Origin of the sequence: Acinetobacter sp. YH12068_T (genome assembly GCF_024606005.1) — a bacterium.
Taxonomy (GTDB): Bacteria; Pseudomonadota; Gammaproteobacteria; order Pseudomonadales; family Moraxellaceae; genus Acinetobacter; species Acinetobacter amyesii.
Genome location: NZ_CP094557.1, coordinates 25,273 through 37,741, shown reverse-complemented (window position 1 = coordinate 37,741; position 12,469 = coordinate 25,273). Strand labels below are relative to the sequence as shown.

General features: G+C 52.5%; 9 protein-coding genes and 4 pseudogenes. 9 read left to right on the top strand and 4 right to left on the bottom strand.

Going from position 1 to position 12,469, the window contains the following annotated elements; genetic code table 11:
* Window positions 1-16 precede the first annotated feature (16 nt).
* Both MST18_RS16290 and MST18_RS16285 read right to left on the bottom strand, forming a co-directional pair.
* Window positions 17-373, bottom strand: a pseudogene (locus MST18_RS16290) (LexA family protein); the annotation flags it as partial.
* A 54-nt stretch (window positions 374-427) separates the two neighbouring features.
* Window positions 428-1,132, bottom strand: coding sequence for an IS6-like element IS26 family transposase (locus tag MST18_RS16285; protein WP_001067856.1), 705 nt, complete (start codon window positions 1,130-1,132; stop codon window positions 428-430).
* Between the two features lie 60 nt (window positions 1,133-1,192).
* Between MST18_RS16285 and MST18_RS16280 the strand changes: the two are divergent.
* Both MST18_RS16280 and MST18_RS16275 read left to right on the top strand, forming a co-directional pair.
* A pseudogene (locus MST18_RS16280) lies at window positions 1,193-3,031 on the top strand (Tn3 family transposase); the annotation flags it as partial.
* A gap of 140 nt (window positions 3,032-3,171) precedes the next feature.
* Complete coding sequence (locus MST18_RS16275) at window positions 3,172-3,468, top strand: hypothetical protein (protein WP_044501921.1); 297 nt, start codon at window positions 3,172-3,174, stop codon at window positions 3,466-3,468.
* A gap of 63 nt (window positions 3,469-3,531) precedes the next feature.
* Here the strand turns inward: MST18_RS16275 and tetR(Y) are convergent, their stop codons facing one another.
* Complete coding sequence (gene tetR(Y), locus MST18_RS16270) at window positions 3,532-4,155, bottom strand: tetracycline resistance transcriptional repressor TetR(Y) (RefSeq protein ID WP_011931118.1); 624 nt, start codon at window positions 4,153-4,155, stop codon at window positions 3,532-3,534.
* An 82-nt stretch (window positions 4,156-4,237) separates the two neighbouring features.
* On the opposite strand from tetR(Y), the gene tet(Y) reads away from it, so the two are divergent.
* Window positions 4,238-5,413 (top strand): tetracycline efflux MFS transporter Tet(Y), encoded by a 1,176-nt coding sequence (gene tet(Y) / locus MST18_RS16265; protein WP_011931119.1) that lies wholly within the window; start codon window positions 4,238-4,240, stop codon window positions 5,411-5,413.
* 15 nt (window positions 5,414-5,428) lie between these two features.
* Here the strand turns inward: tet(Y) and MST18_RS16260 are convergent, their stop codons facing one another.
* A complete protein-coding gene (locus MST18_RS16260) occupies window positions 5,429-5,623 on the bottom strand; it encodes a hypothetical protein (protein ID WP_065995535.1) in 195 nt (64 codons plus the stop codon).
* Between the two features lie 103 nt (window positions 5,624-5,726).
* On the opposite strand from MST18_RS16260, the gene MST18_RS16255 reads away from it, so the two are divergent.
* The 6 genes and pseudogenes from MST18_RS16255 to MST18_RS16230 all read left to right on the top strand — a co-directional run bounded on the left by MST18_RS16255 (window position 5,727) and on the right by MST18_RS16230 (window position 12,235).
* The gene (locus MST18_RS16255; RefSeq protein ID WP_001067794.1) at window positions 5,727-6,431 is read left to right on the top strand and encodes an IS6-like element IS1007 family transposase; all 705 of its coding nucleotides are present in this window, start codon (window positions 5,727-5,729) and stop codon (window positions 6,429-6,431) included.
* Window positions 6,432-6,483: 52 nt separating this feature from the next.
* Window positions 6,484-7,875 (top strand): annotated as a pseudogene (locus MST18_RS16250) (IS91-like element ISVsa3 family transposase); the annotation flags it as partial.
* Window positions 7,876-8,384: 509 nt separating this feature from the next.
* Window positions 8,385-9,260, top strand: coding sequence for an SDR family oxidoreductase (locus MST18_RS16245; protein ID WP_078081115.1), 876 nt, complete (start codon window positions 8,385-8,387; stop codon window positions 9,258-9,260).
* A 74-nt stretch (window positions 9,261-9,334) separates the two neighbouring features.
* Window positions 9,335-10,297, top strand: a pseudogene (floR, locus tag MST18_RS16240) (chloramphenicol/florfenicol efflux MFS transporter FloR); the annotation flags it as partial.
* Window positions 10,298-10,324: 27 nt separating this feature from the next.
* Window positions 10,325-10,630, top strand: coding sequence for a LysR family transcriptional regulator (locus tag MST18_RS16235; protein WP_001255015.1), 306 nt, complete (start codon window positions 10,325-10,327; stop codon window positions 10,628-10,630).
* A 111-nt stretch (window positions 10,631-10,741) separates the two neighbouring features.
* A complete protein-coding gene (locus MST18_RS16230; protein ID WP_015344975.1) occupies window positions 10,742-12,235 on the top strand; it encodes an IS91-like element ISVsa3 family transposase in 1,494 nt (497 codons plus the stop codon).
* Window positions 12,236-12,469 lie beyond the last annotated feature (234 nt).

Here is a 12,469-nt window from a genome sequence, read left to right as displayed (position 1 = left end):
AACCAATAAAGTAGAGTTACTTGCGTTTCCGGAACGGTTTGATGACAAATGTCACTACACCCCAAATCACCATCTCTTGCCCATCATTAAGATGAATGTCAGAACAATCCGGATTCTCAGCTTTAAGCCAACGATGATCACCTTCGATCATCAGACGTTTAACAGTGAAGTCATTGTCGATTAGGGCAATAACGATGTCTGCATGTTTGGCTTCAAGACTACGATCAACGACAAGTTCATCATTAATGTCGATGCCAGCATCTCTCATTGAAAGAGAGGCTACTTTGACAATGAATGTTGTTGCCTCATTGCTGATGAGGTGTTCATTCATGTCTAGAGTTTTATCTACATAGTCTTGAGCAGGGGAAGGAAAACGGCACTGTTGCAAAGTTAGCGATGAGGCAGCCTTTTGTCTTATTCAAAGGCCTTACGTTTCAAAAACTCTGCTTACCAGGCGCATTTCGCCCAGGGGATCACCATAATAAAATGCTGAGGCCTGGCCTTTGCGTAGTGCACGCATCACCTCAATACCTTTGATGGTGGCGTAAGCCGTCTTCATGGATTTAAATCCCAGCGTGGCGCCGATTATCCGTTTCAGTTTGCCATGATCGCATTCAATCACGTTGTTCCGGTACTTAATCTGTCGGTGTTCAACGTCAGACGGGCACCGGCCTTCGCGTTTGAGCAGAGCAAGCGCGCGACCATAGGCGGGCGCTTTATCCGTGTTGATGAATCGCGGGATCTGCCACTTCTTCACGTTGTTGAGGATTTTACCCAGAAACCGGTATGCAGCTTTGCTGTTACGACGGGAGGAGAGATAAAAATCGACAGTGCGGCCCCGGCTGTCGACGGCCCGGTACAGATACGCCCAGCGGCCATTGACCTTCACGTAGGTTTCATCCATGTGCCACGGGCAAAGATCGGAAGGGTTACGCCAGTACCAGCGCAGCCGTTTTTCCATTTCAGGCGCATAACGCTGAACCCAGCGGTAAATCGTGGAGTGATCGACATTCACTCCGCGTTCAGCCAGCATCTCCTGCAGCTCACGGTAACTGATGCCGTATTTGCAGTACCAGCGTACGGCCCACAGAATGATGTCACGCTGAAAATGCCGGCCTTTGAATGGGTTCATGTGCAGCTCCATCAGCAAAAGGGGATGATAAGTTTATCACCACCGACTATTTGCAACAGTGCCATCGCGAGTGGGTCAGGGTGGGACGGCTTAAAAACCCTTGTTGCAATGGCAACCAGGCTGACCGCCACCATGGCCGACGATCCGCTCAATCATGTGCTCGACGGTTATCACCGCTTCCGCCGATACGCTCCACGCATGTTGCGCCTGCTCGATCTGCGAGCTGCGCCCGTTGCACTGCCGCTTCTGGAAGCGGTGACGGCCCTTCGTACCGGTTTGAACGATGCCGCGATGACCAGCTTCTTGCGGCCCAGCTCGAAATGGCATCGCCACCTTCGGGCCCAGAGGGCTGGCGACGCTCGCCTATGGGAGATCGCGGTGCTGTTCCATCTGCGCGATGCGTTCCGCTCCGGAGATGTCTGGCTTACTAGGTCCCGGCGCTATGGCGATCTGAAACACGCACTCGTTCCGGCACAATCCATCGCGGAAGGCGGTCGTCTCGCTGTGCCATTGCGGCCGGAGGAATGGCTGGCAGACCGGCAAGCTCGCCTCGACATGCGGTTGCGCGAGCTTGGCCGTGCCGCTCGCGCAGGCACGATCCCGGGCGGGTCGATTGAAAACGGCGTTCTGCATATCGAGAAACTCGAAGCCGCCGCGCCGACAGGCGCCGAAGATCTGGTGCTCGATCTCTACAAGCAGATCCCGCCCACGCGCATCACCGATCTCCTGCTGGAGGTGGATGCGGCGACCGGCTTCACCGAAGCGTTCACCCATCTGCGCACAGGAGCACCCTGCGCTGACCGGATCGGGCTAATGAACGTTATCTTGGCGGAAGGGATCAACCTCGGCTTGCGCAAAATGGCGGATGCGACAAACACCCACACCTTCTGGGAATTGATCCGCATTGGACGGTGGCATGTCGAGGGCGAAGCCTATGACCGGGCGCTGGCCATGGTGGTCGAGGCACAGGCAGCGTTACCCATGGCCCGGTTCTGGGGCATGGGCACGTCGGCTTCGAGCGACGGACAGTTCTTCGTCGCTACAGAGCAAGGTGAGGCCATGAACCTGGTCAACGCGAAATATGGCAATACCCCGGGCCTGAAAGCCTATAGCCACGTCTCCGACCAATATGCGCCGTTCGCAACCCAGGTGATTCCTGCAACGGCAAGCGAAGCGCCTTACATCCTCGATGGCCTGCTGATGAACGATGCTGGACGCCATATCCGCGAGCAGTTCACCGACACGGGCGGCTTCACCGATCACGTCTTTGCCGCATGTGCCATTCTCGGCTACCGGTTCGCTCCGCGCATCCGCGACCTGCCATCCAAACGGCTCTACGCGTTCAATCCGTCGGCCGCCCCGGCGCACCTGCGAGCGTTGATCGGCGGAAAGGTCAACCAAGCCATGATCGAGCGCAATTGGCCCGACATCCTGCGCATCGCCGCCACCATTGCTGCCGGGACCGTCGCGCCAAGCCAGATTCTGCGGAAACTCGCCTCCTATCCGCGGCAGAACGAGCTCGCGACAGCCCTGCGGGAAGTCGGTCGCGTCGAGCGCACCCTGTTCATGATCGACTGGATTCTGGATGCCGAACTCCAACGGCGTGCCCAGATCGGGCTCAACAAAGGCGAAGCTCATCATGCGCTGAAGCGGGCAATCAGCTTCCACCGCCGCGGTGAAATCCGCGACCGTTCCGCCGAAGGCCAGCATTACCGCATCGCCGGCATGAATCTGCTCGCCGCCATCATCATCTTCTGGAACACCATGAAGCTCGGCGAGGTCGTTGCAAACCAGAAACGCGATGGAAAGCTGCTATCGCCCGATCTCTTGGCCCATGTTTCGCCGCTCGGATGGGAACACATCAATCTCACCGGAGAATATCGCTGGCCAAAGCCTTAGCGTAGGATTCCGCCCCCTCCCGCAAACGACCCCATTTTGTGATTTTGAATTAGATAATAATAAGTGATCGGCTTTGCTAATTGATGTTTTTGCTGTTGTCAGCTTAAAAGCTGAACAAGATTAAATAATGGAAATTTGATATGAATATGCGCATTCGTTTGATTGCAGGCGCAATCACCGCACTCATCGTGGGCTTTGGTTTTATGGCCTATGATAAATATACAGGCCGTGAATGGGTCGTCTCACCTGATCAGATTGAAGCGGCTCAAAGCAGTGGTAAAGCGGGTGTGGAAACACGTCCGGGCACGGTTGCGGTACGTGCAATCCGCAGCGAAGATGCGGATATACTGCCATTTAAATGGCTTGGTTATGGTTTGGTTGCAGGGTTCTTTGTCGTCTATTCAACACGCAAACCAAAAGCTGCACCAAAAGCATAATCTTTAAGTTAATCATTTTAAAAGCCTCGCTTTGCGGGGCTTTTTTATGTTGCATCTGCTAAGTTATTTTGTGGCTTTCTTCATTTCCAGACCGGAAATTAAAGCATCCAATCCATATTCAAAGGCAAAATCGGCACCTTCCGCATCGAATGTATCAAAGGCATGAGATAGAAACTGTGATGGCTGTGCAGGGGCTTCTTTTGAGGCTTGTTTGCGTTCAGAACTATCTTCGAGGGCTGCTTGCTGCTCACTGACAGAGCCCGTCGTATAATGACTGACAATCACTAATGCCCGTACGGCATCGGGCTGTTCAAATCCGCTCTCACATAAAAATCTGATCTGTTTTTCCACGCGCTCATATTGCGCACTGGTTGGGCGTGTGCCCGCATGAATGCGTGCGCCATCACGATAAGAAAGCAGTGCGCTACGAAAGCTGAGTGCATTTTCTTTTAAAAAGACACGCCAGTCTTCTCCTGTCTGAGGCACGGTGCGGGTGTGATTTTTTTCTAACATGGCTTCAGATAAGGCATCAAGCAGGGCGCGCTTATTGCGAAAATGCCAATAAAGAGCAGGTTGCTGCACCTTCAGGCGCTCGGCCAATTTTCGCGTTGTTAAATTGTCAACACCGACTTCGTTGAGAAGTTCAAGTGCAGCCTGAATAACGGTCTCACGATCCAATTTGGTCATTTTATTGCATTACCTCTTGACAATTTATCGTTGATAAAGTTTATTATCGCCAACTTATCAATGATAAATAAAAGTCACATCTATGTCAAAATCACTTATAACCGCACTCATTGTTGTCGCGCTTGATGCGATTGGTTTGGGATTAATCATGCCGGTGGTTCCGGCTTTATTAAATGAATTTGTACCGGCAGAGCAAACAGCATTTCACTATGGTGTTTTTTTATCGCTTTATGCGTTTATGCAGGTCTTTTGCGCGCCCGTTTTAGGGCGGTTATCTGACCGCTATGGACGGCGGATTATTTTGCTGGTTTCATTTTTAGGTGCCACGATTGATTATAGCATAATGGCGGCAGCGCCTGTTTTATGGGTGCTTTATATCGGCCGGATTATCTCAGGTGTTACCGGAGCAACTGGTGCAATCGCGGCATCAATTATCGCTGATACAACTAAACAGGAAGAACGTGCGCGTTGGTTTGGTTTTATGGGGGCGTGTTTTGGTGCAGGTATGATTGCAGGGCCTGCTATTGGCGGTGTTCTTGGTGATATATCTGTGCATGCGCCCTTTGTGGCAGGGGCTCTTCTCAATGCAATTGCCTTTTGTTTGGTGGCTTTCTTGTTGCCCAAAACGCCGTCACAACCGCCTGAAGGACAGCCAGCCAAAATCAATTTGTTTGAAGGCTTTCGCTTCAATTTTGCAGTTCAGGGACTTGCCAGCTTTTTTGCGTTGTTTTTTCTTATGCAGCTGATTGGGCAGGCGCCCGCCGCTTTGTGGGTGATTTATGGCGAACAGCGCTTGAATTGGGATATTGGCACAGCAGGTGTGTCGCTGGCCGTTTTTGGTGCAGCACATACATTCGTACAAGCTGTTTTAACCGGCACTCTTTCAAAGCGACTGGGTGACCGCGGTGTGTTGCTGCTTGGAATGGGCGCTGATATGTGCGGGTTTTTATTGCTGGCTTTTATCACGCAAAGCTGGATGGTTCTGCCGGCAATTTTTATGCTGGCCACAGGCGGCATTGGTATGCCTGCTTTGCAGGCCATTATTTCAGGTCTTGTTTGCGATGAAAAACAAGGTGCTTTACAGGGAACTTTAACGGGGTTGACGAATATAACCTCGATTATCGGGCCGGTCGGATTTACGACGCTTTATGGCTTAACCGCGGGGCAGTGGGATGGTTGGGTTTGGCTCGTCGCAGCAAGCCTTTATCTTATTGCTATACCATTATTGCGCCAGTCAGCCAGTTTATTGCGATCTTAAAATCTTGGCGGGAGATCAAGCAATCCCGCCAATAAAACCGCTGAGTTCATCAAGACGCACCATTGCCATGCGCATGGTGCCACGGCAATTTTGAGCTTTGCAGCGTGCGCGTCGTTCAACTTCGTCCAAATATAATTGCTCGTGTCCTCGAATTGAGCTGATCATTGCCTTATTGATATAAACAAGGCGGTTACATTTCTTGCAGGTCATTTCTAATCTTTGATGGTCTGCAAGATCACTGGCTTTATAGGGCACTGTTGCAAATAGGCTGACATGATAAGCTAAATATCTTATTTATTTCGAGATACAGCAGATGAATCCCTTCCACGGTCGGCACTTTCAAGGTGAAATCATTCTTTGGGCTGTTCGTTGGTATTGTAAATATGGCATCAGCTATCGTGAACTTCAGGAAATGCTGGCCGAACGTGGAGTGAATGTTGATCACACCACAATTTATCGCTGGGTTCAGCGTTATGCTCCAGAAATGGAAAAACGTTTACGTTGGTATTGGCGTAATCCTACAGATCGACATTTATGGCATCTGGATGAAACTTACGTAAAAGTGAATGGCAAATGGGCATATCTATACCGTGCAGTTGACCAACGTGGCCATACTCTTGATTTCTATCTTTCTGCTAGACGAAATACCCATTCAGCTTATTGTTTTCTTGGTAAGATTTTGAATCATGTCAAAAAATGGCAGATTCCACGAGTCATAAACACTGATAAGGCTCATACCTATGGCCGTGCTTTGTCGCGACTAAAACAGGAAGGAAAGTGTCCTGAAGACCTGGAGCATCGACAGATTAAATACAAGAATAACGTGATTGAATGTGATCATGGCAAGCTCAAACGGATCATCAAGGCTACGTTGGGATTCAAGTCTATGAAAACGGCTTATGCCACAATTAAAGGTATTGAGGTTATGCGTGCTCTACGCAAAGGACAAGCTTCATTATTTTATAACGGTAATATTCTAGGAGAAGTTTGGCTAGTAAATAGAGTTTTCGGTCTCTAAGCTTTTTTGAAGGGAAAATCATCGACTCAGATCCCTATTTGCAACAGTGCCGTATTACCCGGCATTCGCTGCGCTTATGGCAGAGCAGGGAAAGGAATTGCCGGGCTATGTGCAACGGGAATTTGAAGAATTTCTCCAATGCGGGCGGCTGGAGCATGGCTTTCTACGGGTTCGCTGCGAGTCTTGCCACGCCGAGCACCTGGTCGCTTTCAGCTGTAAGCGTCGCGGTTTCTGCCCGAGCTGTGGGGCGCGGCGGATGGCCGAAAGTGCCGCCTTGCTGGTTGATGAAGTACTGCCTGAACAACCCATGCGTCAGTGGGTGTTGAGCTTCCCGTTTCAGCTGCGTTTCCTGTTTGCCAGCCGGCCCGAGATCATGGGGTGGGTGCTGGGCATCGTTTACCGCGTCATTGCCACGCACCTGGTCAAGAAAGCGGGCCATACCCACCAAGTGGCCAAGACGGGCGCGGTCACCCTGATCCAGCGTTTTGGATCGGCGCTCAATCTGAATGTTCACTTCCACATGCTGTTTCTCGACGGTGTGTATGTCGAGCAATCCCACGGCTCAGCGCGTTTCCGCTGGGTCAAGGCGCCGACCAGCCCAGAGCTCACCCAGCTGACGCACACCATCGCCCACCGGGTGGGTCGCTATCTGGAACGGCAAGGCCTGCTGGAACGGGATGTCGAAAACAGCTATCTGGCCTCGGATGCGGTGGATGACGACCCGATGACACCCCTGCTGGGGCACTCGATCACTTACCGTATCGCTGTCGGTTCACAGGCGGGGCGAAAGGTGTTCACTTTGCAAACTCTGCCGACCAGTGGTGATCCGTTCGGTGACGGGATTGGCAAGGTAGCCGGGTTCAGCCTGCACGCCGGCGTGGCGGCCAGGGCCGATGAACGCAAGAAGCTCGAACGGCTGTGCCGGTACATCAGCCGCCCGGCGGTATCCGAGAAGCGGCTGTCGTTAACACGAGGCGGCAACGTGCGCTACCAGCTCAAGACGCCGTACCGGGACGGCACCACGCACGTCATTTTCGAACCATTGGATTTCATTGCAAGGCTGGCCGCCCTGGTACCGAAGCCCAGAGTCAACCTAACCCGCTTCCACGGGGTGTTCGCACCCAACAGTCGGCACCGGGCGTTGGTCACGCCGGCAAAACGGGGCAGGGGCAACAAGGTCAGGGTGGCTGATGAACCGGCAACACCAGCACAACGGCGAGCGTCGATGACATGGGCGCAACGGCTCAAGCGTGTTTTCAATATCGACATCGAGACCTGCAGCGGCTGCGGCGGCGCCATGAAAGTCATCGCCTGCATTGAAGACCCTATAGTGATCAAGCAGATCCTTGATCACCTGAAGCACAAAGCCGAAACCAGCGGGACCAGGGCGTTACCCGAAAGCCGGGCGCCACCGGCTGAGCTGCTCCTGGGTCTGTTTGACTGACGAGCCTGAAGGCCAACGATACCAATCAAAATGCTGCGTTCACAGCGCCGCGGCAGGGATCCGCCGTGCTGGTTGTCGGAAAAGGAGCCGCTAGTGGGAAAGAGGAGGGTAAATTTTCAGCGTTGCTGGCTCCCCGTCAGCCGGATTGGGTTGCATCGCAGGGGTGTCGAAAGAGTCAACTGCGGTCCAAAGCTGTTGGACTTGGGTGAAAAGGGCGTTTATTCTTCCTATACGTATAGGAAACCTTTATTATACGGTTATAGTAAAAAGGGGGAGAGGAATCTTCCTCTTTTTTATTTTAAAGGGAGATCTCCCATGACACTTCGTAGAAAAGGGTACATCAATGAATTTGATGGCTTATTTGTGATACCAACAATCGGATTAATCCTGTTGAAATTTTATATTTCTATATTTAGAGCATAGGCAGATTGCCTGTGCTCTTTATTTTGTTTGTTTTAAATTGGTATTGAATGATACCAATATTACATGATTAATGGAGGAGATTATTTATGACATTTAATAACAATGAAAATACACGTGTGTGGTTTATTACAGGTGCAAGCAGTGGACTAGGATACGAATTCACAAAAAAAGCATTGGAGTCAGGAGAGAAGGTTGTTGGTGTTGCTAGAAATATTGAAAAACTGAATGAGTTAAAATGCCAGTTTGAAGGAATGTTACTTCCTTTAAGTCTTGATGTTACTGATAGAAGTGCTGTTTCGACTACAGTGGAAACTGCCATTAAACATTTTGGAAGACTCGATATTGTCATTAACAATGCAGGGAATATGGTAATGGGAATGATTGAAGAATTTAGTGAAGATGAAGTTAGAAGCCAAATGGAAACTAATTTCTTCGGTACAGTATGGGTAAGTCAAGCTGTTATGCCGTACTTGCGGGCACAAGAATCAGGTCATATTATCCAGATATCTAGTATTGGTGGACTGATTAGTGGTCCAATGTCGGGAATCTATAGCGCTAGTAAATTTGCTTTAGAAGGATTTAGCGAGGCTTTAGCACAAGAAGCTGCACATTTTGGTATAAAAGTATCTATCGTAGAACCTGGAGGTTACTGGACGAATCTATACTTAAAAATGAGTTTTACTACACAGAAAAAAGAGTATGATTCATTACGTGAAAAGTTGGCCCAACAATATTCAAACGAATCGGTGGATAGTGATCCTAAGTTAGCCGCCGAAGCTATAATGAAACTGGTTAATAGTGAGAATCCGCCTCTCCGATTAGTTCTGGGAAGCCTTGTATATGATTTAGCTGTTGAAAATGCAGAAAAACGTATATTTACATGGAAAGAGTGGGAATCAGTCAGTCGTTCTTCGGAACATGGGATTCCTGCACCAGAAGGATACGGAATAATTGAGGAATAGAAACCCTAAGAAATAAACTCTCTAAACTACAAAAACTAATTAATGATTTAATATGTTTATTAACTTAATCGCCGGGCGCAACGGCTTTCGTCATTGCGTCTCTGGGAGCAGCTTGGTCTTCAACTGCACCGGCCTTTGTCGCTTTCCGTCTACTTCAAGCAGTGGGCGCGTCGGCCATGCTGGTGGCGACGTTCGCGACGGTTCGCGACGTTTATGCCAACCGTCCTGAGGGTGTCGTCATCTACGGCCTTTTCAGTTCGATGCTGGCGTTCGTGCCTGCGCTCGGCCCTATCGCCGGAGTATTGATCGGCGAGTTCTTGGGATGGCAGGCGATATTCATTACTTTGGCTATACTGGCGATGCTCGCACTCCTAAATGCGGGTTTCAGGTGGCACGAAACCCGCCCTCTGGATCAAGTCAAGACGCGCCGATCTGTCTTGCCGATCTTCGCGAGTCCGGCTTTTTGGGTTTACACTGTCGGCTTTAGCGCCGGTATGGGCACCTACTTCGTCTTCTTCTCGACGGCTCCCCGTGTGCTCATAGGCCAAGCGGAATATTCCGAGATCGGATTCAGCTTTGCCTTCGCCACTGTCGCGCTTGTAATGATCGTGACAACCCGTTTCGCGAAGTCCTTTGTCGCCAGATGGGGCATCGCAGGATGCGTGGCGCGTGGGATGGCGTTGCTTGTTTGCGGAGCGGTCCTGTTGGGGATCGGCGAACTTTACGGCTCGCCGTCATTCCTCACCTTCATCCTACCGATGTGGGTTGTCGCGGTCGGTATTGTCTTCACGGTGTCCGTTACCGCGAACGGCGCTTTGGCAGAGTTCGACGACATCGCGGGATCAGCGGTCGCGTTCTACTTCTGCGTTCAAAGCCTGATAGTCAGCATTGTCGGGACATTGGCGGTGGCACTTTTAAACGGTGACACAGCGTGGCCCGTGATCTGTTACGCCACGGCGATGGCGGTACTGGTTTCGTTGGGGCTGGTGCTCCTTCGGCTCCGTGGGGCTGCCACCGAGAAGTCGCCAGTCGTCTAACCGACGACTGGTAGCAGGCCCGCTCCGATGCGGCGCACTAACCATCGAAACCTCGTGAATGTCGGTATCCTGTCTGGCAGGATACCGCTCATTTCCCTTGTTCAGTTCATCGCCGTCGCCGAGCATCTGAATTTTCGGCATGCGGCCAAGGCACTTGGTATCAGCCAGTCGAGCGTCAGCGCGCGTGTGAAAGCGCTGGAGGATAACCTTGGTGTCCTGCTATTTGAGCGCCATGCGCGGGGCGTTCGGCTAACAGACGCAGGCAGGCACTTCATGGAGCGTGTCACGGCGGGTGTCGATCAACTCGATCACGCAGTGAAGACCGCGGAGTGACGGGCACTGGCTGGCAATGTCTAGCAACGGCAGGCATTTCGGCTGAGGGTAAAAGAACTTTCCGCTAAGCGATAGACTGTATGTAAACACAGTATTGCAAGGACGCGGAACATGCCTCATGTGGCGGCCAGGACGGCCAGCCGGGATCGGGATACTGGTCGTTACCAGAGCCACCGACCCGAGCAAACCCTTCTCTATCAGATCGTTGACGAGTATTACCCGGCATTCGCTGCGCTTATGGCAGAGCAGGGAAAGGAATTGCCGGGCTATGTGCAACGGGAATTTGAAGAATTTCTCCAATGCGGGCGGCTGGAGCATGGCTTTCTACGGGTTCGCTGCGAGTCTTGCCACGCCGAGCACCTGGTCGCTTTCAGCTGTAAGCGTCGCGGTTTCTGCCCGAGCTGTGGGGCGCGGCGGATGGCCGAAAGTGCCGCCTTGCTGGTTGATGAAGTACTGCCTGAACAACCCATGCGTCAGTGGGTGTTGAGCTTCCCGTTTCAGCTGCGTTTCCTGTTTGCCAGCCGGCCCGAGATCATGGGGTGGGTGCTGGGCATCGTTTACCGCGTCATTGCCACGCACCTGGTCAAGAAAGCGGGCCATACCCACCAAGTGGCCAAGACGGGCGCGGTCACCCTGATCCAGCGTTTTGGATCGGCGCTCAATCTGAATGTTCACTTCCACATGCTGTTTCTCGACGGTGTGTATGTCGAGCAATCCCACGGCTCAGCGCGTTTCCGCTGGGTCAAGGCGCCGACCAGCCCAGAGCTCACCCAGCTGACGCACACCATCGCCCACCGGGTGGGTCGCTATCTGGAACGGCAAGGCCTGCTGGAACGGGATGTCGAAAACAGCTATCTGGCCTCGGATGCGGTGGATGACGACCCGATGACACCCCTGCTGGGGCACTCGATCACTTACCGTATCGCTGTCGGTTCACAGGCGGGGCGAAAGGTGTTCACTTTGCAAACTCTGCCGACCAGTGGTGATCCGTTCGGTGACGGGATTGGCAAGGTAGCCGGGTTCAGCCTGCACGCCGGCGTGGCGGCCAGGGCCGATGAACGCAAGAAGCTCGAACGGCTGTGCCGGTACATCAGCCGCCCGGCGGTATCCGAGAAGCGGCTGTCGTTAACACGAGGCGGCAACGTGCGCTACCAGCTCAAGACGCCGTACCGGGACGGCACCACGCACGTCATTTTCGAACCATTGGATTTCATTGCAAGGCTGGCCGCCCTGGTACCGAAGCCCAGAGTCAACCTAACCCGCTTCCACGGGGTGTTCGCACCCAACAGTCGGCACCGGGCGTTGGTCACGCCGGCAAAACGGGGCAGGGGCAACAAGGTCAGGGTGGCTGATGAACCGGCAACACCAGCACAACGGCGAGCGTCGATGACATGGGCGCAACGGCTCAAGCGTGTTTTCAATATCGACATCGAGACCTGCAGCGGCTGCGGCGGCGCCATGAAAGTCATCGCCTGCATTGAAGACCCTATAGTGATCAAGCAGATCCTTGATCACCTGAAGCACAAAGCCGAAACCAGCGGGACCAGGGCGTTACCCGAAAGCCGGGCGCCACCGGCTGAGCTGCTCCTGGGTCTGTTTGACTGACGAGCCTGAAGGCCAACGATACCAATCAAAATGCTGCGTTCACAGCGCCGCGGCAGGGATCCGCCGTGCTGGTTGTCGGAAAAGGAGCCGCTAGTGGGAAAGAGGAGGGTAAATTTTCAGCGTTGCTGGCTCCCCGTCAGCCGGATTGGGTTGCATCGCAGGGGTGTCGAAAGAGTCAACTGCGGTCCAAAGCTGTTGGACTTGGGTGAAAAGGGCGTTTATTCTTCCTGTACG